Raw genomic sequence first — 22,466 nt, 5'->3', positions numbered from 1 at the left:
TCGCGGGCGTCGGCGCGCCCCGTGAAAGAATCGCCCCATGCTTCGTTGGTTGACGGCCGGAGAATCGCACGGCCCAGCGCTGGTAGCAACCCTCGACGGCCTGCCGGCAGGTGTCGAGGTCGGGAGTGCGGAGATCGGTGCGGCTCTCGCGCGTCGTCGTCTCGGTTACGGTCGCGGTGCACGGATGAACTTCGAGGCGGATGCCTTGGAGATCATCGGCGGCATCCGCCACGGACTCACCCTCGGCAGTCCGGTGGCGCTGCGGATCGGCAATTCCGAATGGCCCAAGTGGGAGCGGGTCATGGCGGCCGATCCGATCGACCCCGAGGAGCTCGCCGGGCTCAAGCGCGGTGCTCCGCTGACCCGTCCGCGGCCTGGACACGCCGACCTGGCCGGCATGCAGAAGTACGACTTCGACGAAGCTCGTCCGATCCTCGAACGAGCGAGCGCCCGCGAGACCGCGGCGCGCGTCGCGCTCGGCGAGATCGCTGCCCGGTTCCTGCGTCAGGCCACGGGTGCCACGATCGTCAGTCACGTGGTGGAGCTGGGCACCGTCGTGGCTCCGGCCGGGATCGTGCCCACCGCCGAGGACGTCGAGCGGCTCGACGCCGATCCGCTGCGGTGTGCCGATCCGGCCACGTCCGAGCGGATGGTCGCCGAGGTCGACGCTGCGCACAAGGACGGTGACACGCTCGGCGGCATCGTCGAGGTGGCGGTCTGGGGACTGCCTCCCGGACTCGGCTCCCACACGCAGTGGGATCGGCGCCTGGACAGCCGATTGGCCGGAGCGCTGATGGGGATCCAGGCGATCAAGGGGGTCGAGTTCGGCGACGGTTTCGAGCTCGCGCGTACGCGCGGCTCCGCCGCCCATGACGAGATCGTGCCCACCGACGACGGCATCCGCCGCGTGAGCGATCGATCCGGCGGCACCGAGGGCGGCATGACCACCGGCGAGCTCCTGCGGGTGCGCGCCGCGATGAAGCCGATCGCCACCGTCCCGCGGGCGTTGCGCACCGTCGATGTCGCCACCGGCGAGGGGGCCGCTGCCCACCACCAGCGCTCCGATGTCTGCGCCGTGCCCGCGGCGGGGATCGTCGCCGAGGCGATGGTCGCCCTGACACTGGCTGATGCCGTGCTCGAGAAGTTCGGCGGCGACTCGGTGGGCGAGACCCGCCGTAACGTGGAGTCCTATCTGGCCAATCTGAGGTTCCGCTGATGGCACCGATCGTGATCGTCGGCCCGCCAGGAGCGGGCAAGTCGACGATCGCGCAGCTGGTCGCCGAACGCATCGGCCTGGCCGTCCGCGATACCGATGCCGATGTCGAGGCCGAGCAGGGCGTCAGCGTCCAGGACATCTTCGTCGAGGCCGGCGAGGCGAGATTCCGCGAGCTGGAGCATGCGGCGGTGGCGCGGGCACTCGCCGAGCACGACGGGATCGTCTCGCTCGGTGGTGGCGCTCCCGTCCACGAGGACACCCGCAAGCTTCTGCGCGAGCACCGCGTGGTGTTCCTCGACGTCGGTCTCGCACAGGCGGCGGCTCGCGTGGGCATGAACTCCGGGCGCCCCCTGCTGCTCGGCAATGTCCGCGGGCAGCTCAAGAGGCTGATGGACGAGCGGCGGCCGGTCTATCTCGAGGTGGCGACCACGGTCATCGACACCGACGCCCTGTCGCCCGATGAGGTGGCCGATGCTGTCATCGCCTTCGTGGAGGAGGCCCGATGAGGCGGCTGGCGGTCGCGACGGCCCAGCCCTATGAGGTGGTGGTCGGCGCGGGTGCCGCAGGTGAGCTTTCCGGACTGGTGCCCACCGATACCGAGCGGGTGGCGATCGTGCACGCGCCTGCGGTGACCGACCGGGCGGAGGCTCTGGCGGCGGAGCTGGCGCACCTGCAGGTACTGCTCATCGAGACTCCGGACGGCGAACAGGCCAAGACTCCCGAGTTCCTCGCGCATTGCTGGAGCCTGCTCGCCCAGCACGGCTACACGCGGTCGGATCTCGTCCTCGGGGTCGGCGGGGGAGCGACTACCGATCTGGCCGGCTTCCTCGCCGCGAGCTGGTTGCGTGGCGTGCGATTCGTGACGGTGCCCACTACGGTGCTGGGCATGGTCGACGCGGCCGTCGGCGGCAAGACCGGCATCAACCTGCGCGAGGGCAAGAACCTCGTCGGCGCTTTCCACGAGCCGATCGGTGTGCTGTGCGACCTCGACGCGCTCGCGACGCTCCCGGCGGCGGAGATCCGCAGCGGCCTGGCGGAGATCGTCAAGTGTGGTTTCATCGCCGATCCGGACATCCTCGACATCGTCGAGCGGGACCCGGCCGCGGCCGCCGACCCGTACGATCCGGTACTCGCCGGCCTGATCGAGCGCGGCATCGCGGTCAAGGCTGCGACAGTGGCGGGGGATCTCACCGAGCGCGGCCCCGGGGGAGCCATCGGCCGCGAGGCGCTCAACTACGGCCACACGCTGGGTCATGCGATCGAGCGGCACGAGCGGTATGGCATCCGGCACGGCGAGGCGATCGCGATCGGCATGGTCTTCGTCGCGGAGCTGGCGCACCGGGCCGGGCGTATCGACTCGCGACTGCTGGCGCGGCACCGTCGCCTGCTGTCCTCGGTCGGGCTGCCCACCACCTACCGCGACGACCAGTTCGATCAGCTGATGGCCGGGATGCGTCTGGACAAGAAGTCGCGGGGCTCCACCCTGCGCTTCGTCGTGCTCGACGCATTGGCCCGTCCGTCCATCCTCGCCGCCCCCGACGAGACCCTCCTGCGCTCCAGCTACGAGGCGATCCTCGAATGATCATGTCCGCCGTGGCGCGATGAGCACGGCTGACCGCCGCGAGAGGCTCGGCCGGCTGATCGCCGAGCAAGGGGCCGACGCGCTCTACGTGGGCGATCTGGTCAATGTCCGGTACCTCACGGGATTCACCGGGTCCAATGGCGCGGTGCTGGTCTTCGCCGACGGATCGGCGGTGTTCTTCACCGACGGACGCTACCGCGACCAGGCCGCCCAGGAACTGCCCGATGTCGAGCACGTCATCACCCGGCACCTGTTGGACGAGGCGCGCGGTCGCGCTCGTGGCCTCCTGCTGGCCGAGACCCACGTGCTGAGCGTCGACGCCTGGCGCCGGCTCGGCGAGCCCGTCTCGTCCGGGAGGCTGGTGGAGCGGTTACGCGAGGTCAAGGACGACGGCGAGATCGAGTCCCTCCGCCGAGCCTGCGCTGTCTCGGCGGAAGCCCTCGAGCAGTTGCTCGACGGCCGGCTCGTCGGGCGCACCGAGCGCGAGCTCGCCCGCGAGCTCGAGGACCGCATGTTCCGGCTCGGGGCCCAGGACAAGGCCTTCGACACGATCCTCGCCGCCGGTGAGAACTCGGCCATCCCGCACCATCACCCGACCGACCGCATCGTCGAGCGCGGCGACCTGCTGAAGATCGACTTCGGCGCGCTGGTCGACGGCTATCACGCGGACTGCACGCGCACCGTCGTCCTCGGGAAGGCCGCCGACTGGCAGCGCGAGATCTACACCGCCGTGCGGGAGGCGCAGGCGGCCGGACTGGAGCGACTCCGCGCCGGTGTGCCGGTCGCCGAGTCCTACACGGCCGCCACCACCTCGCTCGACGCCGCGGGATGGTTGGCGGCCTTCACCACGGGCCTCGGGCACGGGGTCGGCCTGCAGATTCACGAGGACCCGTTCATCGGCGCGGCGCACCCCGGTAGACTCACTCGGCGCACTGTCTTGACGATGGAGCCCGGCATCTACCTGCCCGGGCGCGGGGGAGTGCGCATCGAAGACACCGTCGTCGTGACGGACGCCGCACCCGAGGTGCTGACCACGACGGCCAAAGACCTCATGGAGATCGCCTGATGGCCACCACGAACGACTTGAAGAACGGCATGGTGCTCAATATCGACGGACAGCTCTGGTCCGTCATCTGGTTCCAGCACCACAAGCCCGGCAAGGGCGGCGCGGTCGTGCGCACCAAGCTGAAGAACGTCACGAGCGGCAAGACGGTGGATCGCACCTTCAATGCCGATGTCAAGGTCGACGTCGCCAATGTCGACAAGCGCGATATGCAGTTCCTGTACCACGACGGCACCTCCTATGTGTTCATGGACAACTCGACCTACGACCAGCTCGAGCTGAACGACGCCGTGGTCGGTGACGCCAAGGACTACATGCTGGAGAACCAGAACGCCGTGGTCGCGGTCAATGAGGGCAACCCGCTCTACATCGAGCTGCCGGCCTCGGTCGAGCTGACCGTCGAGTACACCGAGCCGGGCCTGCAGGGCGACCGCTCCAGCGGCGGCACCAAGCCGGCCCGCCTGGAGACCGGCAAGGAGATCCAGGTGCCGCTGTTCATCGACAACGGCGAGCGGGTCAAGGTCGACACCCGCGACGGCAGCTACCTCGGGCGCGTCTCGGCCTGATGGGAGCACGTACGCGCTACCGCAAGCGGGCCTTGGACATCCTCTTCGAGTCCGAGGCCCGCGGCGGTGACCTCTCGGCGACCCTCGCCGACCGGGTCGCGGTGAACGAGCCACCCATCAACGCCTACACGGTGGCGCTCGTCGAGGGCGTCACCGCCCATCAAGCCCGGATCGACGGTCTGCTCGCGGAGAACGCGCGCGGCTGGACCCTCGAGAGGATGCCGGCGGTCGACCGCAATCTGCTGCGGATCGGCGCCTACGAGATCCTCTACAACGACGACGTCCCTGACGCCGTCGCCGTGAGCGAGGCCGTCGACCTCGCGACGGACCTGTCCACCGACGAGTCCCCGCGTTTCGTCAGCGGTCTGCTCAGCCGGGTGGTCGAGCTGAAGCCCTCCCTGACGGAGTAACCCCCCCACGCGTGGGTGGTGAGCTGTCAACGACCCTCGTCCCAGAGCGCTGGTTGACTGCTCACCGCCCTCTGCGAGCGGGGAGCCGGCGAGCTGGTCGACCATGGTGGACCGTCCCGGGCCGATTCCGTAAGTCGCCGAGCGCCGACGTCTCACCATGCGACCGGCGCGAGTGGAGCAGATCCGATCTTTTTTCCTCGGTCGAAAGTTCCACTTAATGCGGGGCGAATGGGGGATTCAGCAGCCCTGATCTCGCCCGCGCCGGGCTGCGAGCGCGGCAGAAGCCCGTTACCGTCATGTGCTGGCCGCGAAAGCCGTGGCCGCTCACGGACGAGGACGGTGCATGACGGCCATCTCCGATTTCTTCACGTTCATCGGGGAACGATGGTCGGTGCTGTCGTTCCTCGCCTACCAACACATGAGCCTGGTCGTCCAGAGTCTGCTGCTCGCGACGCTGCTCGCGCTGGTGCTCGGGGTTCTCGCCACGCAGACCAACTGGGGTGTCACCGTCGCCCAGACCTTCTCCGCCGTCGGCCTGACGATCCCGTCCTATGCCCTGCTGGGTCTGCTCGTCGGCATCGTCAGCATCGGCGTCCTGCCGTCGGTCATCGTCCTGGTGTTCTTCGGCTTCCTGCCGATCCTGCGCAATGTCGTCGTCGGACTGCGCGGGGTGGACCCGGCGCTGATCGAGTCCGCCCGGGGAATGGGCATGGGCCGGATGGCCACCCTCGTGCGCCTGGAGATCCCGCTGGCGTGGCCCGTCATCATGACGGGGGTCCGTGTGTCGGCGCAGATGCTCATGGGGGTCGCCGCCATCGCGGCCTTCGCCCTCGGACCCGGCCTCGGCGGCTACATCTTCTCGGGCATCTCCCGTATGGGCGGCGCCAATGCCACCAACTCCGTGGTGGCGGGCACGCTCGGCATCATCCTCCTGGCCATCATCCTCGACGTCGTCCTCAACCTGTTGACGCGACTCACGACCTCGAAGGGCATCGCACGTGTCTGAGACCACCAGTACCGCCGGCGAGCGCATCCTCCTCGACGGCATCACCAAGAAGTACCCCGGACAGAGCGACCCAGCGGTCGACGACATCACGATCGAGTTCCCCGCAGGCGAGATCGTCATGCTCGTCGGTCCCTCGGGCTGCGGCAAGACGACCACGATGAAGATGATCAACCGGCTTATCGAGCCGACCTCGGGCCGCATCCTCATCGGCGAGGAGGATGTCACCGACACCGATCCCGATGAGCTCCGCCGTCGCATCGGCTACGTCATCCAGGGAGCCGGGCTCTTCCCGCACTTCACCGTCGGCGACAACATCGCCCTGGTGCCGCGGATGCTCAAGTGGGACAAGAAGAGGGTGAGCGATCGCGTCGACGAGCTGCTCGACCTGGTCGGCCTGGACCCGGCTGAATACCGCGACCGCTATCCGCGCGAGCTCTCCGGCGGACAGCAGCAGCGCATCGGCGTCGCCCGGGCGCTCGCCGCCGACCCGCCGGTCCTGCTGATGGACGAGCCCTTCGGCGCCGTCGACCCGATCACCCGTCAGCGCCTCCAGGACGAGCTGCTCCGCCTGCAGGAGGAGCTGCACAAGACCATCGTCTTCGTCACGCACGACTTCGACGAGGCGCTCAAGCTCGGCGATCGCATCGCGATCCTGCAGACCGGCTCGCAGATCGTGCAGTACGACACACCCGAGCAGATCCTCGCGAACCCGGCCGACGAGTTCGTCGAGGGCTTCGTCGGTGCCGGCGCGGCGCTCAAGCAGCTCTCACTCACCCGGGTGCGCGATATCGAGCTGCACGAGGCGGCCGTCGCCCATGTCGGTGACGACCCGGCCGAGGCCATCGCCGCGGCCGAGGCCATCGGCCGCGAGCACGTGGTGGTCCTCGACCGATTCGAGCGGCCGCAGCGCTGGGTCTCCCTGCGCGAGCTGCGCCGCATGACGAATCTGGAGAACGTGCGCCGGGACACGGACCTGGAGACCGTCTCCCTCGCCTCGACCCTCAACGACGCCCTCGATGAGATGTTGACGTCCTCGCACGGGGTGGTCGTCGTCACCGGACGCCGCAACTCCTATCAGGGCGTCGTGCGGGTCGAGACCGTCATGGAGGCGATGCAGCAGCTGCAGCAGCCGCCGACGGAAGCGGTGACATGAGCACCGCTGAGACCTCGACCCTCGACACCGCGACCTCGGCCGGCCCGGACAAGCCGGGCATCGCCCGCTACGTGACCCAGCCGCTGGTCTGCGTGCTGGTCGTCGTCGGCTGCCTGGTCTTCGTGCAGGTCGCCGATGTCTCCGACAGCGAGGCGCGCTCCCTCGCCGTCGGCAATCTTCTGCCGCTCTTCGGCCAACACCTGAGTGTCAGCTTCATCGCCACCTTGGTCACTGTCGCGGTCGCTGTGCCGGTGGGCGTGCTGCTGACCCGCGGGCCGATGCGCCGCTTCTCCAAGCCGATCATCACGGTCGCCGGATTCGGGCAGGCCGCGCCGGCAATCGGCCTGATCGCCCTGGGCGCAGCGATCTTCGGGATCGGTACCCTCGGAGCCACCGTGGCGCTGGTCGTCTACGGTCTGCTGCCGATCATCGCCAACACGGTGGCCGGTATCGACTCCGTCGACGCGAAGCTCGTCGAGGCCGGCCGCGGTATGGGCATGTCCGGACTGGCGACCCTCCTGCGGGTCGAACTCCCGCTCGCCCTGCCGATCATCATCGCCGGCGTGCGCACGGCGCTCGTGCTCATCGTCGGCACCGCGGCCCTGGTGTCCTTCACCGGTGGCGGCGGGCTGGGCCAGCTCATCACCTCGGGGATCAAGCTGCAGCAGGATGTGGTCCTCGTCATCGGTGCCTTGCTCATCGCCGCGCTCGCGCTGTTCATCGACTGGATCGCCCGCGTCGTGGAGCTCGTGGCGTCGCCGAAGGGAGTCTGACGTGTCCATCCGCCGACTTCGTGCCCTGACCCTCGCCGGGGCCGCCACCGCTCTGCTGGCCGCCGGATGCGGCCTGCAGTCCTCCTCCGGAGCCGTGCTCTCGGCCGAGCCGGCCGACATCGAGCACTACGACTCGCTGGAGGGCGTGCCGGTGACGATCGTGGCGAAGGACTTCACCGAGCAGCTGGTGCTCGGCAACATGGTCTCGACCATCCTCGACGTCGCCGGCGCCGATGTCACCAATATGTCGAACACGCCGGGTTCCTTCGGGGCGCGCCAGGCCATGCTCGACGGTGACGCGGACATCTCCCCGGAGTACACCGGCACCGGCTGGATCAACTACCTCGGCAACGACGAGCCGGTCAAGGGCGAGGAGGAGCAGTGGCAGGCGGTACTGGAGGCCGACGAGCCCAATGGCCTCGTCTGGCTCCCACCGTCGCCGATGAACAACACCTACGCCTTCGCGATCCGCGAGGACAAGGCCGAGGAGCTCGGCGTCGAGAAGTTCTCCGATCTGCTGGAGCTGCCGCCCGAGGAGCTCACCTTCTGCGTCGAGTCGGAGTTCGCGACCCGCAACGACGGTTTCGAGCCCATGCTCGCCGCCTACGACCTCACCCCGGGTGATCTCGCCGACGTGCTCACCCTCGACACGGGCGTCGTCTACACCGCGACAGCCGAGGGCCGCTGCAACTTCGGCGAGGTGTTCACCACCGACGGACGCATCCCGGGGCTCGATCTGCGCGTGCTGGAGGACGATCGGCAGTTCTTCCCGCTCTACAACCTCTCGATGGTGGTCAGTGCCGACCTGCTCGACGAGCATCCGGAGATCCAGGAGGTCCTCGACCAGGTCTCGCCGCTCATCACCAACGAGGTCATGCTCGAGCTGAACGCGCGGGTCGACAGCGACGGCGAGGACCCGGCGATCGTCGCCCGCGACTGGTTGGTCGAGGAAGGTCTCGTCGAGCTGCCCTGACCCGGGCCGCCTCGCCGGTCTCGTGGTGGGCGGTGACCTACGCACGTCTCCGATCCTCGAGCGGTGGCTCAGGCACCTCTCCGGCGTGACGAGACGTGCGTAGGTCACCGCTCCTCGTGGCGAGGGGTGCGTCGCTCACCGCCCCGGCTCGGGCCTCCTGGGCGAAGCCCGGGTCGTGGCGTCCCCGCGAGTGCCTGACTGTTAGGCTGAGGCGACCGATCGACATCCTTTAACCACCGTCCCGTGAGGCGGAGAAGGAGGTCAGCATGGTGGTGTCTGCCGACACGCCCACGCCTGACGACGTACCCGCGCGCACTGTCCTCGACGACCAGGACATCTCCCGCGCTCTCACCCGCATCACCCACGAGATCCTCGAGCGCAATCGCGACTCCCGCGATGTGGTGCTGCTGGGCATCCCCACCCGCGGAGTCCATCTCGCCCGGCGCATCGCCGAGCGGATGAGCGAGGTGGAGGGACGCACGATCACCCCCGGATCGCTCGACGTCACGATGTACCGCGATGACCTGCGCATGCGCCCCGCACGCGCCCTCGAGCACACCTCGATCCCCGAGGACATCGACGGCAAGATCGTGGTGCTCGTCGACGACGTGCTCTTCAGCGGCCGCACCATCCGTGCCGCTCTCGACGCGCTCAACGACCTCGGCCGCCCGCAGGCCGTCCAGCTGGCGGTCCTCGTCGACCGCGGCCACCGCGAGCTGCCGATCCGCGCCGACTTCGTCGGCAAGAACCTCCCCACCTCGCTCGCCGAGAAGGTTCAGGTCCGCCTCGCCGACCACGACGACGAACCCGATTCGGTCACGATCGTGGGGGGTGCGTCCTGATGGCGATGCCCCGCCACCTTCTCTCCGCCGCCGATCTGGACCACGAGGCCGCCACCCGGGTGCTCGACACCGCCGAGGAGCTGCTCGGCGTCGCCCAACGACCGATCAAGAAGCTGCCCACGCTGCGTGGCCGCACCGTCGTGAACCTCTTCTTCGAGGACTCGACGCGCACGCGCATCTCCTTCGAGGCCGCGGCCAAGCGACTGTCCGCCGATGTCATCAACTTCTCGGCCAAGGGCTCGAGCGTCAGCAAGGGCGAGAGCCTCAAGGACACCGCTCTCACCCTGCAGGCCATGGGCGCCGATGCCGTCGTGATCCGGCACCCTGCCTCGGGCGCTCCGCATCGGCTCGCCACCAACCGCTGGATGAGCGGTGCGGTGGTCAACGCGGGTGATGGCATGCACGAGCACCCCACGCAGGCGTTGCTCGATGCCTTCACGATGCGCCGTCATCTCGGCGATCTGGCCGGCAAGAGCGTCACGATCGTCGGCGACGTCCTGCACAGCCGGGTTGCGCGGTCCAACGCCCTGCTGCTGCACACCCTCGGTGCCGAGGTCACTCTCGTGGCGCCCCCGACCCTGCTGCCCGTCGGTGTTGAGAGCTGGCCGGTCACCTGCTCCTATGATCTCGACGACAGCCTGGAGAAGGCCGATGCCGTCATGATGCTGCGGGTGCAGCGCGAGCGGATGAACGCCTCGTTCTTCCCCAGCGCCCGGGAGTACAGCCGCCGCTACGGGCTCGACACCGCCCGCATGAACCGGCTGCCCGACCACGCCATCGTCATGCACCCCGGCCCGATGAACCGGGGTATGGAGATCACGGCCGATGTGGCGGACTCACCGCGCTCGGTCATCGTCGAACAGGTCACCAACGGCGTCGCCGTGCGGATGGCCGCCCTGTATCTACTGCTCGGCGGCGCCGAGAACGAGGAGACTGCATGACTACCACGATCCTGCGCCAGGTGCGTCCCCTCGGCGGGGAGCCCGTCGACATCGCCATCGAGGACGGTGTCATCACCGCTATCGGCACCGGACTCGAGGGCGACGAGGTCATCGAGGGCGGCGGACATATCGCCCTGCCCGGTCTCGTCGACCTCCACACCCACCTGCGCGAGCCCGGACGCGAGGACGCCGAGACCGTTCGCACCGGCTCGCAGGCCGCGGCCCGCGGCGGCTTCACCTGTGTGCACGCGATGGCCAATACCGATCCGGTCGCCGACACCGCCGGTGTCGTCGAGCAGGTCTACCGGCTCGGAGTCGAGCACGGCTTCTGCGATGTGCAGCCGATCGGCGCCGTGACGGTGGGCCTGATGGGGGAGCGGCTCGCGGAGCTGGGCGCGATGGCCACCTCGGCGGCCGGGGTGCGCGTGTTCTCCGATGACGGCAAGTGTGTCTCCGATGCGGTGCTCATGCGCCGCGCGCTGGAGTACGTCAAGGCCTTCGACGGCGTCGTCGCCCAGCACGCCCAGGAGCCGCGGCTCACCGAGGGTGCGCAGATGAACGAGGGCGCGCTGTCCGGTGAGCTGGGACTCGCGGGCTGGCCCGCCGTCGCTGAGGAGGCGATCATCGCTCGTGACGTGTTGCTCGCCGAGCACGTGGGCTCGCGGCTGCACGTGTGCCATCTGTCGACGCGCGGCTCGGTCGAGATTGTGCGCTGGGCCAAGAGCCGGGGCATCGACGTCACGGCCGAGGTCACGCCGCATCACCTGCTGTTGACCGACGAGCTGGTGCGCAGCTACGACCCGATCTACAAGGTCAACCCGCCCCTGCGCAGCGCCGACGATGTCGCCGCCGTCCGCGAGGGCCTGGCCGACGGCACCATCGACATCGTCGCCACCGACCACGCGCCGCATCCGATGGAGGACAAGGAATGCGAGTGGGACGTCGCCGCCTTCGGCATGCTCGGCTTGGAGACCGCGTTGTCGATCGTGCAGCAGACGATGGTCGACACCGGGGCGATCGGCTGGGAGCGCGTGGCCGAGTCGATGTCCGCGGCGCCCGCGCGTATCGGGCGCGTGGAACGGCACGGACGCCCGTTGGCGGTCGGTGAGCCGGCCAATATCGTCGTCTACGATCCCGCGGCGACCCGCGTGGTAGAGCCCGCCGATACCGCCTCGCTGTCCCGCAACACCCCCTATGCCGGCATCGAGCTGCCCGGACGGGTCGTCGCCACGCTGCTGCGCGGCCGCCCGACCGTCCTCGATGGCGCCCTCATCGAACAGGAGGCCTCCGCATGACCGGGAGCATCCCTGCCGTGATCGTGCTCGAGGACGGCCGTGTCTTCCACGGCGAGTCCTACGGCGCGCAGGGCACCACCATCGCCGAGATCGTCTTCAACACCGGCATGACCGGCTACCAGGAGACGCTGACCGATCCCTCCTATCGCGGCCAGATCGTGGTCATGACAGCCCCGCATATCGGCAACACGGGCGCCAATGCCGAGGACTTCGAGTCCCGGCGGGTGTGGGTCGAGGGATATGTCGTGCGCGACCCCGCGCGTCGCTCCTCGAACTGGCGGGCCGACCGCACCCTCGACGAGCTGCTGCGCGACGAGGGAGTCGTGGGCATCAGCGGCGTCGACACACGGGCTCTGACCCGGCACCTCCGGGAGCGGGGCTCGATGCGTGCCGCGATCAGCAGCGAGACCCTCGACACCGACGCGCTCGTCAAGCAGGTCAACGAGGCCCCGCAGATGACCGGATCGAACTTCCTCGCCGATGTGACCACCTCCGAGGCCTATGTCGTCCCGGCGGTGGGGGAGAAGCGGTACACCGTCGCCGCACTGGACCTGGGCATCAAGGGCATGACGCCCCGGCGGATGGCCGAGCGCGGCATCGAGGTCCATGTCCTGCCGGCCACCTCCACCATCGACGATGTCCTCGCCGTCGATCCCGATGGCGTCTTCGTCTCCAACGGTCCTGGCGACCCGGCGACCGCGGACGGCCCCGTCGAGGTCGTGCGAGGAGTGCTGGAACGCAAAATCCCCTTCTTCGGGATCTGCCTCGGCAACCAGATCCTCGGTCGCGCGCTCGGGCGAGGCACCTACAAGCTCGCCTACGGCCACCGTGGCATCAACCAGCCGGTGCAGGACCGGACCACCGGCAAGGTGGAGGTCACCGCGCACAACCACGGCTTCGCGGTCGATGCTCCGCTCGACACGGACTTCGAGACGCCGTTCGGGCCCGCGCACGTCACGCACGTCGGCCTCAACGACGACGTGGTCGAGGGGCTCGCGCTGCGCGAGCAGCCCGGCTTCAGCGTCCAGTACCACCCCGAGGCCGCGGCGGGCCCGCACGATGCCGCCTATCTGTTCGACCGGTTCGTCGAGACCATGAGCCGGTCCACCACCACGCCCGAGGGGACGGTCTGACATGCCCAAGCGGAACGACATCGAGTCCGTCCTCGTCATCGGCTCCGGCCCGATCGTCATCGGCCAGGCCTGCGAGTTCGACTACTCCGGGACACAGGCCTGCCGGGTACTGCGCGAGGAGGGCATCCGGGTCATCCTGGTGAACTCCAATCCGGCCACGATCATGACCGATCCGGAGTTCGCCGACGCCACCTACGTCGAGCCGATCACGCCCGAGTTCGTCGAGAAGGTCATCGCCACGGAGCGCCCCGACGCGCTGCTGCCGACTCTCGGCGGCCAGACCGCCCTCAACGCGGCGATCGCCCTGCACGACAACGGTGTGCTGGACAAATACGGGGTCGAGCTCATCGGAGCCTCGGTCGAGGCCATCGAGAAGGGCGAGAACCGCGAGATCTTCAAGGAGATCGTCGAGGGGCTCCCGGCCGAGTGGGGCGCCGAGGTCGCCCAGAGCGCCATCTGCCATTCGATGGAGGAGTGCCTCGACGCCGTCGGCGAGCTCGGCTACCCCGTGGTCGTGCGGCCGTCGTTCACGATGGGCGGCTCGGGGTCCGGACTCGCCTACGACGAGGCGGACCTGCACCGCATCGCCGGCAACGGCCTCGCGCTCAGCCCCACCACCGAGGTACTCCTGGAGGAGTCGATCCTCGGCTGGAAGGAGTACGAGCTGGAGGTCATGCGCGACAAGGCCGACAATGTCGTGATCGTCTGCTCGATCGAGAATGTCGACCCGGTCGGTGTGCACACCGGCGACTCGATCACCGTCGCTCCCGCCATGACCCTCACCGATGTGGAGTACCAGCGGCTGCGCGATATCTCGATCGGGGTCATCCGTGAGGTCGGCGTCGACACCGGCGGCTGCAATATCCAGTTCGCGGTCGATCCGGAGAACGGGCGCATCGTCGTCATCGAGATGAACCCGCGCGTGTCCCGGTCGAGTGCGCTGGCCTCGAAGGCCACGGGCTTCCCGATCGCCAAGATCGCCGCCAAGGTGGCCATCGGCTACACCCTCGACGAGATCCCCAACGACATCACCGCCGAGACCCCGGCCTCCTTCGAGCCGACCCTCGACTATGTCGTCGTCAAGGTGCCGCGGTTCGCCTTCGAGAAGTTCCCGGCGGCCGACGCGACGCTGACGACGCATATGAAGTCCGTCGGCGAGGCGATGGCGATCGGCCGCAACTTCACCGAGGCACTGCAGAAGGCGCTGCGTTCGCTGGAGCGCTCGGGGGCCGAGTTCGACTGGACCAAGGAGTGGGTCGATCTCGACAAGGAGACGCTCCTCGCCGAGATCGCCGTTCCTCACGACGCACGGCTCAAGAAGGTCATGGACGCCATCCGTGCCGGCGCGACCCCCGATGACGTCTTCGAGGCCACGGGCATCGACCCGTGGTTTGTCGACCAGCTCATGCTGATCAACGAGGTCGCGCAGGAGCTCATCGAGGCCGAGGAACTGTCGCCGGGCCTGCTGCGCCGGGCCAAGCGGCACGGCTTCAGCGACAGCCAGCTCGGCCGCATTCGCGCGATGTCGGCCGACGTGGTGCGGGGGGTGCGTCATGCTCTCGGCGTGCGGCCGGTCTACAAGACGGTTGACACCTGTGCGGCGGAGTTCGCCGCGCAGACGCCGTACCACTACTCGTCCTATGACGAGGAGACCGAGGTCGAGCCCCGTGAGCGTCCTGCGGTGCTGATCCTCGGCAGTGGGCCCAACCGCATCGGCCAGGGCATCGAGTTCGACTACTCGTGTGTGCACGCGGCGCTCGCGCTGAGCGAGGCTGGCTACGAGACGGTCATGGTCAACTGCAATCCCGAGACCGTCTCGACCGACTACGACACGAGCGATCGCCTCTACTTCGAGCCGCTGACCCTCGAGGACGTCCTGGAGGTCGTCCACGCCGAGCAGCAGGCCGGCCCCGTCGCGGGCGTCATCGTGCAGTTGGGCGGCCAGACGCCGCTCGGGCTCGCCGCCGGCCTCGAGGCCGCGGAGGTGCCCATCGTCGGCACGCCGCCGTCGGCCATCGACCTCGCCGAGGAGCGCGGCGCGTTCGGCCGCGTGCTGGAGGAGGCCGGCCTGCCGGCGCCCAAGCACGGCACTGCCACGACCTTCGAGGGCGCCAAGCGGGTCGCCGACGAGATCGGCTATCCGGTGCTCGTCCGCCCATCCTATGTGCTCGGCGGACGCGGCATGGAGATCGTGTACGACGAGGACGCGCTCAAGAGCTACATCCGCACGGCCACCGAGATCTCGCCGGAGCGCCCCGTCCTCGTCGACCGCTTCCTCGATGACGCGGTCGAGATCGACGTCGACGCGCTCTACGACGGAACTGAGCTGTTCCTCGGCGGGATCATGGAGCACATCGAGGAGGCCGGCGTGCACTCGGGCGACTCGGCCTGTGTCTTGCCCCCGATCACCCTCGGGCAGCTGGAGATCGACAAGATCCGCGCCTCCACCGAGGCGATCGCCGACGGGGTCGGGGTCCGCGGGCTCATCAACATCCAGTTCGCCCTGAGCTCGGACACCCTGTTCGTGCTGGAGGCCAATCCGCGCGCATCGCGGACGGTTCCGTTCGTCTCCAAGGCGACGGCCACGCCGTTGGCCAAGGCCGCTGCCCGGCTCATGCTGGGCGAGTCGATCGCCGAGCTTCGCGCGGCGGGGGTCCTGCCCGAAGGCACCGACGGCGGCGCCCTGCCGATCGAGGCGCCGATCGCGGTCAAGGAGGCCGTGATGCCGTTCAACCGGTTCCGTACGTACGAGGGCACCTATGTCGACACGGTGCTGGGCCCGGAGATGCGGTCCACAGGCGAGGTCATGGGCATCGACGCGTACTACGGGGCGGCCTATGCCAAGAGCCAGGCCGGTGCGCAGAACGGCCTGCCGACCTCGGGCAAGGTCTTCGTGTCGGTCGCCAATCGCGACAAGCGGCACATGATCTTCCCGGTCAAGCGGTTGGCCGATCTCGGCTTCGAGATCCTCGCCACGACGGGCACGGCCGAGGTGCTGCGTCGTAACGGCGTCCAGGCGACCGTCCTGCGCAAGCTCCACGAAGGTGACACGGACGGCAGCGCACGCAGCACCGTGGTCGACAAGATCCACGCCCGTGATGTGCAGCTGATCATCAACACGCCGCACGGCATCACCAGCGGCGGCAGCCCACGTGTGGACGGCTATGAGATCCGCACTGCGGCGGTGGCCGAGGGGATCCCGTGCATCACGACGGTCCAGGGGCTGGCGGCTGCCGTGCAGGGCATCGAGACCCAGATCGCCGAGTCGATCGGCGTGCGCTCGCTGCAGTCCTGGGCGACCTCGATCGGCGAAGGACGGTCGAGTCTCTCCTCCGGTGGTCGAGTAGCCGCGAGGGACGAGCGGCGTATCGAGACCACGTCGGTCGTGGGGTCGGTCGAATGAGCTTCGGATCGCGGGTCCAGGCCGCGTCCCTGGCCTACGGTCCGGTCTGCGTGGGCATCGACCCGCATCCCGGACTGCTGGAGCAGTGGGGACTGGAGGACTCCATCGAGGGTCTCGAACGGTTCGCCGCCACCTGCGTCGAGGCGTTCGCCGGACAGGTCGCCTTCGTCAAGCCCCAGTCGGCCTTCTTCGAGCGCTTCGGTTCTCGGGGGGTGGCCGTGCTGGAGCGTACGATCGCCGACCTGCGCCACACCGGCTCGCTGGTGGTCCTCGACATCAAGCGCGGCGATATCGGCTCGACGGCCGCGGCCTATGCGACGGCCTATCTGGACGAGGACTCGCCGATGGCGGTCGACGCGGTCACGGTGAGCCCGTATCTGGGCTTCGGCACCCTGACGCCGTTCTTCGCGACCGCCGAGCTCAACGATGCGGGAGTCTTCGTGCTCGCGCTGACCTCGAATCCGGAGGCGCCCCAGGTCCAGCACGCCGTGACCGAGTCGGGCCGCACCGTGGCGGGCTCGGTGCTCGCGCAGCTCAAGGCGGCCAACGAGGGCTTGGAGCCCATGGGCCCGCTGGGCGCTGTCGTGGGAGCGACGATCGGCGAGACCGATGAGGATCTCGATATCGGCGGTCCGCTGCTCATCCCCGGCTTCGGTGCGCAGGGCGGGGGAACAGGCGACCTCGACCGGCTGTTCGGGCACCTGCCACCGGAGCGGCTGCTCGTCTCGACCTCTCGCAGTGTGCTCTCCGCAGGTCCTGACGCGGGTGCGCTGCGTGCCGCCGCCCTCGACCTCAACGAGCAGCTCCGACGCAGCTAGCCCCCTCACGCGCAACGAGTGATGGGTTCGGTGCCGACGATGGCTGCGACCCGTCCGGGCGCATCCTGGGAGGATGCCCGCGCTCGCCCCTCGACGTTCGGTGGAGGCGCGCGCCCTGATCGAGGAGCACCGCGACGAGCTGGAAGCGGTGCTGCGACGGTACAGGGCCTCGAACGCGCGGGTCTTCGGCTCCGTGGTGCGTGGTGAGGCGACGACCACCAGCGATCTCGATCTACTCGTGGAGCTTAGTGAGCCGCTCAGCCTGTTCGAGTTGGCGCGGCTGGAGCGTGACCTGTCGATGATCCTCGAGGTCGGAGTCGACGTGGTGCCGGATTCTGGTCTGCGCCATACGGTCCGGGCCCGCGCGTTGGCTGAGACAGTGCCGTTGTGAGCGTCAGCGAGCGGGAGCGTGTGGAGGATGTACTCGAGCACCTGGAGATTCTTCGGCGGCACCTTTCCCACGAGGGAGTTCCTGGCGAGACGGTCTTCGACGCCGTGAATAGGCGCTTGTCCGCCGCGATCGAGGCGCTTCAAGCGGGCGGCACTGCGCTGCCGGAGCGGTTGTTCGGCGATGAGTGGCCACTGATGTGGGCTACGCGCAACCGGATCGCCCACGGCTACCGCCACATCGATCGAGCGACGATCGAGCTGACGGTGGAACGGGATCTTCCTGTGCTGGAGGCTGCGCTGCGCGATGAACATGCGCGGCTGGTCAGGGGTGTGTCCGACGATTCCTGAGACACGCCACGCCGTGTCGCCTGTCCGCGGAGCTACTTAGTAGGGTCGTGGGAGTGAGGAACCGGTGGGTTGGCGCAGCCGTGGTGCTGCTGGCGACGACGACGTTGTCGGGCTGCTTCGGCAGCGATCCGTACTGCGACGCGGTCAAGGAGCACGAGGAGACGTTGAACTCCTTCGGCGCCGAGCGCACCGACGCCGCCTATGCCGATTACGCCACGGCGGCCAAGGAGATCGCCGAGGCGGCACCGGAGTCCATCGCCCCCGACTGGGAGACCATCGCCGAGGTCACCGACGGCGTCATCGCCGCGCAGTCCGAGGCAGGCGTACCGTTGGAGAACATGGGCGACTCTGACACGGTGGCGCAGTTGTCCCAGGAACAGCGCGACGCGCTCAACGCGTCGTATCAGGCATTCAACGACACCGTCGAGCAGCGCAGGGCCGTGGTCGCCGATATCGACGACCAGTGCGGCGTCACCCTTGAGCAGCCGGAGGCGAAGGAGTAACGATGGCCCTGCCACCCTTGACCGATGAGCAACGACGTGAGGCGCTGGCCAAGGCCGCCCGCGCACGGGCGGTGCGCGCCGAGGTCAAGAATAGGCTCAAGCACTCGGGCGCCTCGATCGCCGATGTGCTGAAGCTTGCCGGCTCCGATGAGGCGATCGCCAAGATCAAGGTCCTCGACCTGCTGCAGTCGATGCCCGGCGTCGGCAAGATCACCGCGAAGGAGATCATGCAGCGGCTCGGCATCGCCGAGTCGCGCCGGTTGAGGGGCCTCGGGCCTCACCAGCAGCGCGACCTCGTCGCCGAGTTCGCTCGCCGCGGCCGATGACCGCTCCTTCGCGCCTGGTGGTTCTTGCTGGGCCCACCGCAGTCGGCAAGGGCACGGTCGCCGCGCGCGTCCGCGAGACCCAGCCGGATATCTGGATCTCGGTATCGGTCACCACCCGGGCGCCGCGTCCCGGTGAGGTCGACGGCCGGCACTACTGGTTCATCACCGAGGAGGAGTTCGATCGGCTGATCGCCGAGGACGGACTGCTCGAGTGGGCGGTCGTGCACGGGCGGCACCGGTACGGCACGCCGCGCGCCGCCGTCGAGGAGCGGCTGGCCGCCGGCGATTCGGCGCTTCTCGAGATCGATCTGCAGGGAGCGCGCCAGGTGCGCGAACGGATGCCCGAGGCGCTCATGGTGTTCCTCGCGCCGCCCAGCTGGGACGAGCTCGTGCGACGACTGGTCGGCCGCGGCACCGAGACGGAGGCCGAGCGTGAACGCCGGTTGCGGACGGCACGCGAGGAACTGGCCGCGCAAGCCGAGTTCGACGTCACGATCGTCAACACCGATGTCGATGAAGCGTGCGCGGAGTTGGTAGAGTTGTTCTCGAACATGAGCTCCTCGACCGCCGAATAGCCACGCGGCCCTGCCCGCCGTCGCGCACGACCGTCGCCGCGCTCGCCCTACACACCGACCACGAGAGGTGCGGATCTTCGTGTCCACCACCCGTTCCGCCGCCGAAGGCATCACCAATCCTCCTATCGACGACCTGCTGGAGAAGTCCGAGTCCAAATACAAGCTGGTGCTCTACAGCGCCAAGCGGGCTCGCCAGATCAATGCCTACTACTCGCAGCTCGGCGAGGGCCTGCTCGAGTACGTCGGTCCGCTGCTGGAGACCGAGGTGCAGGAGAAGCCCCTCTCGATCGCCCTCCGCGAGATCAACGAGAACCTCCTGACCGTCGAGGACATCGATCCCGAGGCCGAGGCGGCTGCCGCACAGGCCGCACGCGACGCGGCCGGCGAGAGCTGATCCTGCACCCATGAGCGAGCGCAGCGAACGACCAGTCAAGGCATCCTCATGCCGGTGCCGGTCTACGCTGCTTTTCCTTGAGACGGTGCCGGCATGAGCGAGCGCAGCGAGCGACCGATCGAGATGTCCTCATGCCGGTGCCGGTCTACGCTGCTTTTCCTTGAGACGGTGTCGGCATGAGCGAGCGCAGCGAGCGACCGATCGAGATGTCCTCATGCCGGTGCCGGTCTACGCTGCTTTTCCTTGAGACGGTGCTGGCATGAGCTCGATCGTGCTCGGTGTCAGCGGGGGAGTGGCGGCCTACAAGGCGGCGCTGCTCCTGCGGTTGTTCACCGAGGCCGGTCACGACGTGCGAGTCGTCCCCACCGAGGCCGCGCTCGAGTTCGTGGGCGCGGCGACCTGGGAGGCGTTGTCGGGCAAGTCGGTGCAGACCGGCACCTTCGAGAACGTGCCGCAGGTACCGCACGTCGCGATCGGGCAGCACGCCGATCTCGTCGTGGTGGCTCCCGCGACAGCCAACACGCTGGCCAAGGCCGCGCACGGTCTCGCGGACGACCTGCTCACCAATACGCTGCTCACCGCGCGCTGCCCGGTCGTCTTCGCCCCGGCGATGCACACCGAGATGTGGGAGAATGCCGCCACCCGGGCCAATGTCGCGACGTTGCGCGGGCGGGGCTCGACCGTCATCGAACCGGCGGTCGGACGCCTGACGGGGGCTGACTCCGGAGCCGGGCGGCTGCCCGAGCCCGAGGACATCTTCGCCGCGTGTCTGCGCTTCCTCGACGGCCGTCCCCAGGACCTGACCGGCCGGAGGGTCGTCGTCAGCGCCGGTGGCACCCGCGAGTTCCTCGACCCGGTGCGCTTCCTGGGCAACCGCTCCTCGGGCCGCCAGGGACTGGCGCTCGCGCAGGCAGCGGCCGCCCGCGGAGCCGAGGTGACCTTGGTGGCCGCGAATGTCTCCCTTCCGGCCCCGGCAGGTGTCGAGCGCATCGACGTCGTCACCACGGCCGAGCTGCGTGACGCGGTCGTCAAGGCCGCGGCGACTGCCGACGCGGTGGTCATGGCCGCGGCACCGGCCGACTTCCGGCCTGCCAACTACGCCGACGCCAAGATCAAGAAGGTCCCCGGAGGCGACGCGCCGACCATCGAGCTGGTCGAGAACCCTGACATCCTCGCCGAGCTGGTGCGCTCGCGCCCGAGCGGCTCCGGCGAGCCGTTCATCGCCGGATTCGCGGCGGAGACCGGGGATGAGAACGCCACCGTCGTCGAGCACGCGCGTGCCAAGTTGGCCCGCAAGGGCTGCGATCTGCTGGTCGTCAACGATGTCAGCGCCGGCGCGGTCTTCGGAGCCGACGACAACGAGGTCATCCTGCTGACCGCCGACGGCGAGGCGCGGCCTCTCGCGCGCGCGGCCAAGTCCGAGGTCGCGAACGCGATCTGGGACACGATCGTCCAACGACTGGGATGACCCGCCGGCCTCGCCACGGCCTAGTACAGTACTGACGTCGTCCATCATCAGGAGAGTTCTTCACCGTGAGCCGTTTGTTCACCTCCGAGTCCGTGACCGAGGGTCACCCGGACAAGATCGCCGATCAGATCAGCGACAGCATTCTCGACGCGCTGCTCGCGGTCGATCCCAAGAGCCGCGTCGCGGCTGAGACCTTCGTGACCACCGGCCTCGTCCTGGTCGGCGGCGAGGTCACCACCGAGGCCTATGTCGACATCGCGCGGATCGCGCGCGACCGGGTGCTGGAGATCGGCTACGACTCGTCCACCAAGGGCTTCGACGGAGAGTCCTGCGCCGTGCAGGTCACCCTCGACGCGCAGTCGCCCGATATCGCGCAGGGCGTCGACACCGCCTTCGAAGGGCGCACCGGTGTCTCGGAGGATCCGCTGGACCGCCAGGGCGCGGGCGACCAGGGTCTCATGTTCGGCTTCGCGATCGACGAGACGCCCGAGCTCATGCCGCTGCCGATCACCATCGCTCACCGGCTCTCCGAGCAGCTGACCCGCGTGCGCAAGGACGGCACGCTGCCGTACCTGCGCCCCGACGGCAAGACCCAGGTCACCATCGAGTACGGCGACGACGACAAGCCCAAGCGGGTCGAGGCGATCGTCATCTCCACCCAGCACGAGGACGGCATCGACCTCGAGAACCAGCTGCCGCAGGACCTGAAGAAGCATGTCATCGACGTGGTCCTCGCTGACTACGACATCGACGGCAGCGACGCCAAGCTGCACATCAACCCCACCGGCAAGTTCGTCATCGGTGGTCCGATGGGCGATGCCGGTCTGACCGGTCGCAAGATCATCGTCGACACCTACGGCGGTTATGCGCGTCACGGCGGCGGCGCGTTCTCGGGCAAGGACCCGAGCAAGGTCGACCGCTCCGCCGCCTACGCGATGCGCTGGGTCGCCAAGAACATCGTCGCCGCGGGTCTGGCCACCAAGGCCGAGGTGCAGGTCGCGTACGCGATCGGCGTCGCCCACCCGGTCGGCTTCTATGTCGACACCTACGGCACCGAGACCGTTCCGGTCGATACGATCCGTGAGGCCGTGCTCGAGGTCTTCGATCTGCGCCCCGCGGCGATCGTGCGCGATCTGGACCTCCTGCGTCCGATCTACGCGCAGACCGCGGCCTACGGCCACTTCGGCCGCCCCGGCCTGCCGTGGGAGTCGACGGACCGCGCCGACGCTCTGCGTGCGGCCGCCGGCCGCTGATCGGCGTCCTCTGACACAGCTCGTATCGACGGCGG

The 22,466-nt window shown here is 68.8% G+C and carries 24 protein-coding genes; all 24 read left to right on the top strand.

The features are described from left to right. Positions 1-37: 37 nt before the first annotated feature. The 24 genes from aroC to metK all read left to right on the top strand — a co-directional run bounded on the left by aroC (position 38) and on the right by metK (position 22,431). Positions 38-1,216 carry a chorismate synthase gene (gene aroC, locus FNM00_RS13320; protein ID WP_143914035.1) on the top strand — a complete coding sequence of 393 codons (1,179 nt, stop codon included), beginning with the start codon at positions 38-40 and terminating at the stop codon, positions 1,214-1,216. Further along, positions 1,216-1,722: a shikimate kinase gene (locus tag FNM00_RS13315; RefSeq protein ID WP_143914034.1), complete on the top strand. Its 507-nt coding sequence runs from the start codon at positions 1,216-1,218 to the stop codon at positions 1,720-1,722. Before aroC ends, FNM00_RS13315 begins: the two co-directional genes overlap by 1 nt. Then, positions 1,719-2,798, top strand: coding sequence for a 3-dehydroquinate synthase (aroB, locus tag FNM00_RS13310; RefSeq protein ID WP_143914033.1), 1,080 nt, complete (start codon positions 1,719-1,721; stop codon positions 2,796-2,798). Before FNM00_RS13315 ends, aroB begins: the two co-directional genes overlap by 4 nt. A gap of 19 nt (positions 2,799-2,817) precedes the next feature. Further along, positions 2,818-3,864 (top strand): M24 family metallopeptidase, encoded by a 1,047-nt coding sequence (locus FNM00_RS13305; protein ID WP_143914032.1) that lies wholly within the window; start codon positions 2,818-2,820, stop codon positions 3,862-3,864. Then, complete coding sequence (gene efp, locus FNM00_RS13300) at positions 3,861-4,427, top strand: elongation factor P (RefSeq protein WP_143914031.1); 567 nt, start codon at positions 3,861-3,863, stop codon at positions 4,425-4,427. Before FNM00_RS13305 ends, efp begins: the two co-directional genes overlap by 4 nt. Further along, complete coding sequence (gene nusB / locus FNM00_RS13295) at positions 4,427-4,837, top strand: transcription antitermination factor NusB (RefSeq protein ID WP_143914030.1); 411 nt, start codon at positions 4,427-4,429, stop codon at positions 4,835-4,837. The genes efp and nusB overlap by 1 nt, the downstream gene beginning before the upstream one ends. Positions 4,838-5,180: 343 nt before the next feature. Continuing rightward, positions 5,181-5,843 carry an ABC transporter permease gene (locus tag FNM00_RS13290; RefSeq protein ID WP_143914029.1) on the top strand — a complete coding sequence of 221 codons (663 nt, stop codon included), beginning with the start codon at positions 5,181-5,183 and terminating at the stop codon, positions 5,841-5,843. After that, positions 5,836-6,996 (top strand): betaine/proline/choline family ABC transporter ATP-binding protein, encoded by a 1,161-nt coding sequence (locus tag FNM00_RS13285; RefSeq protein ID WP_143914028.1) that lies wholly within the window; start codon positions 5,836-5,838, stop codon positions 6,994-6,996. The genes FNM00_RS13290 and FNM00_RS13285 overlap by 8 nt, the downstream gene beginning before the upstream one ends. After that, the gene (locus FNM00_RS13280) at positions 6,993-7,769 is read left to right on the top strand and encodes an ABC transporter permease (protein ID WP_143914027.1); all 777 of its coding nucleotides are present in this window, start codon (positions 6,993-6,995) and stop codon (positions 7,767-7,769) included. The genes FNM00_RS13285 and FNM00_RS13280 overlap by 4 nt, the downstream gene beginning before the upstream one ends. A gap of 1 nt (position 7,770) precedes the next feature. Beyond that, entirely contained in the window at positions 7,771-8,742 is a 972-nt protein-coding gene (locus FNM00_RS13275) for a glycine betaine ABC transporter substrate-binding protein (protein ID WP_221933727.1), read from the top strand. A gap of 266 nt (positions 8,743-9,008) precedes the next feature. Beyond that, a complete protein-coding gene (gene pyrR / locus FNM00_RS13270) occupies positions 9,009-9,584 on the top strand; it encodes a bifunctional pyr operon transcriptional regulator/uracil phosphoribosyltransferase PyrR (protein WP_143914025.1) in 576 nt (191 codons plus the stop codon). A gap of 5 nt (positions 9,585-9,589) precedes the next feature. After that, the gene (locus FNM00_RS13265) at positions 9,590-10,525 is read left to right on the top strand and encodes an aspartate carbamoyltransferase catalytic subunit (protein ID WP_143914076.1); all 936 of its coding nucleotides are present in this window, start codon (positions 9,590-9,592) and stop codon (positions 10,523-10,525) included. Next, positions 10,522-11,820 carry a dihydroorotase gene (locus FNM00_RS13260; RefSeq protein ID WP_143914024.1) on the top strand — a complete coding sequence of 433 codons (1,299 nt, stop codon included), beginning with the start codon at positions 10,522-10,524 and terminating at the stop codon, positions 11,818-11,820. The genes FNM00_RS13265 and FNM00_RS13260 overlap by 4 nt, the downstream gene beginning before the upstream one ends. Further along, entirely contained in the window at positions 11,817-12,953 is a 1,137-nt protein-coding gene (gene carA, locus FNM00_RS13255) for a glutamine-hydrolyzing carbamoyl-phosphate synthase small subunit (RefSeq protein ID WP_143914023.1), read from the top strand. Before FNM00_RS13260 ends, carA begins: the two co-directional genes overlap by 4 nt. A gap of 1 nt (position 12,954) precedes the next feature. Further along, on the top strand, positions 12,955-16,356 hold the full coding sequence (gene carB, locus FNM00_RS13250) for a carbamoyl-phosphate synthase large subunit (protein ID WP_143914022.1): 3,402 nt from the start codon (positions 12,955-12,957) through the stop codon (positions 16,354-16,356). After that, the gene (gene pyrF / locus FNM00_RS13245) at positions 16,353-17,174 is read left to right on the top strand and encodes an orotidine-5'-phosphate decarboxylase (RefSeq protein WP_143914021.1); all 822 of its coding nucleotides are present in this window, start codon (positions 16,353-16,355) and stop codon (positions 17,172-17,174) included. Before carB ends, pyrF begins: the two co-directional genes overlap by 4 nt. 73 nt (positions 17,175-17,247) lie before the next feature. Then, positions 17,248-17,565, top strand: coding sequence for a nucleotidyltransferase family protein (locus FNM00_RS13240; RefSeq protein WP_143914020.1), 318 nt, complete (start codon positions 17,248-17,250; stop codon positions 17,563-17,565). Beyond that, positions 17,562-17,912, top strand: a complete 351-nt coding sequence (locus FNM00_RS13235) for a HepT-like ribonuclease domain-containing protein (RefSeq protein WP_143914019.1) — start codon at positions 17,562-17,564, stop codon at positions 17,910-17,912. The genes FNM00_RS13240 and FNM00_RS13235 overlap by 4 nt, the downstream gene beginning before the upstream one ends. Before the next feature lie 53 nt (positions 17,913-17,965). Then, positions 17,966-18,415: a hypothetical protein gene (locus FNM00_RS13230; protein ID WP_143914018.1), complete on the top strand. Its 450-nt coding sequence runs from the start codon at positions 17,966-17,968 to the stop codon at positions 18,413-18,415. A 2-nt stretch (positions 18,416-18,417) separates the two neighbouring features. Then, positions 18,418-18,741 (top strand): integration host factor, actinobacterial type, encoded by a 324-nt coding sequence (mihF, locus tag FNM00_RS13225; protein WP_143914017.1) that lies wholly within the window; start codon positions 18,418-18,420, stop codon positions 18,739-18,741. Next, positions 18,738-19,316 carry a guanylate kinase gene (gmk, locus tag FNM00_RS13220; protein ID WP_143914016.1) on the top strand — a complete coding sequence of 193 codons (579 nt, stop codon included), beginning with the start codon at positions 18,738-18,740 and terminating at the stop codon, positions 19,314-19,316. The genes mihF and gmk overlap by 4 nt, the downstream gene beginning before the upstream one ends. Before the next feature lie 79 nt (positions 19,317-19,395). Then, positions 19,396-19,710 carry a DNA-directed RNA polymerase subunit omega gene (gene rpoZ, locus FNM00_RS13215; protein WP_143914015.1) on the top strand — a complete coding sequence of 105 codons (315 nt, stop codon included), beginning with the start codon at positions 19,396-19,398 and terminating at the stop codon, positions 19,708-19,710. A 259-nt stretch (positions 19,711-19,969) separates the two neighbouring features. Continuing rightward, positions 19,970-21,178 carry a bifunctional phosphopantothenoylcysteine decarboxylase/phosphopantothenate--cysteine ligase CoaBC gene (gene coaBC, locus FNM00_RS13210; RefSeq protein WP_143914014.1) on the top strand — a complete coding sequence of 403 codons (1,209 nt, stop codon included), beginning with the start codon at positions 19,970-19,972 and terminating at the stop codon, positions 21,176-21,178. 65 nt (positions 21,179-21,243) lie between these two features. After that, positions 21,244-22,431 carry a methionine adenosyltransferase gene (gene metK, locus FNM00_RS13205; protein WP_143914013.1) on the top strand — a complete coding sequence of 396 codons (1,188 nt, stop codon included), beginning with the start codon at positions 21,244-21,246 and terminating at the stop codon, positions 22,429-22,431. Positions 22,432-22,466: the final 35 nt, after the last annotated feature.

Source organism: Aeromicrobium piscarium (assembly GCF_007421815.1).
Classification (GTDB): Bacteria; Actinomycetota; Actinomycetes; order Propionibacteriales; family Nocardioidaceae; genus Aeromicrobium; species Aeromicrobium piscarium.
Note: the sequence above shows the minus strand (reverse complement) of the source record. Positions and strands in the feature narration are given on the sequence as shown.

Coding starts and splice junctions, on each gene's coding strand:
- FNM00_RS13290 (WP_143914029.1), top strand. CDS start 5,181: ATGACGGCCATCTCCGATTTCTTCACGTTCATCGGGGAACGATGGTCG.
- FNM00_RS13315 (WP_143914034.1), top strand. CDS start 1,216: ATGGCACCGATCGTGATCGTCGGCCCGCCAGGAGCGGGCAAGTCGACG.
- aroC (WP_143914035.1), top strand. CDS start 38: ATGCTTCGTTGGTTGACGGCCGGAGAATCGCACGGCCCAGCGCTGGTA.
- pyrR (WP_143914025.1), top strand. CDS start 9,009: ATGGTGGTGTCTGCCGACACGCCCACGCCTGACGACGTACCCGCGCGC.
- FNM00_RS13305 (WP_143914032.1), top strand. CDS start 2,818: ATGAGCACGGCTGACCGCCGCGAGAGGCTCGGCCGGCTGATCGCCGAG.
- FNM00_RS13265 (WP_143914076.1), top strand. CDS start 9,590: ATGCCCCGCCACCTTCTCTCCGCCGCCGATCTGGACCACGAGGCCGCC.
- carB (WP_143914022.1), top strand. CDS start 12,955: ATGCCCAAGCGGAACGACATCGAGTCCGTCCTCGTCATCGGCTCCGGC.
- pyrF (WP_143914021.1), top strand. CDS start 16,353: ATGAGCTTCGGATCGCGGGTCCAGGCCGCGTCCCTGGCCTACGGTCCG.
- mihF (WP_143914017.1), top strand. CDS start 18,418: ATGGCCCTGCCACCCTTGACCGATGAGCAACGACGTGAGGCGCTGGCC.
- coaBC (WP_143914014.1), top strand. CDS start 19,970: ATGAGCTCGATCGTGCTCGGTGTCAGCGGGGGAGTGGCGGCCTACAAG.
- FNM00_RS13280 (WP_143914027.1), top strand. CDS start 6,993: ATGAGCACCGCTGAGACCTCGACCCTCGACACCGCGACCTCGGCCGGC.
- nusB (WP_143914030.1), top strand. CDS start 4,427: ATGGGAGCACGTACGCGCTACCGCAAGCGGGCCTTGGACATCCTCTTC.
- FNM00_RS13260 (WP_143914024.1), top strand. CDS start 10,522: ATGACTACCACGATCCTGCGCCAGGTGCGTCCCCTCGGCGGGGAGCCC.
- gmk (WP_143914016.1), top strand. CDS start 18,738: ATGACCGCTCCTTCGCGCCTGGTGGTTCTTGCTGGGCCCACCGCAGTC.
- FNM00_RS13240 (WP_143914020.1), top strand. CDS start 17,248: ATGCCCGCGCTCGCCCCTCGACGTTCGGTGGAGGCGCGCGCCCTGATC.
- carA (WP_143914023.1), top strand. CDS start 11,817: ATGACCGGGAGCATCCCTGCCGTGATCGTGCTCGAGGACGGCCGTGTC.
- aroB (WP_143914033.1), top strand. CDS start 1,719: ATGAGGCGGCTGGCGGTCGCGACGGCCCAGCCCTATGAGGTGGTGGTC.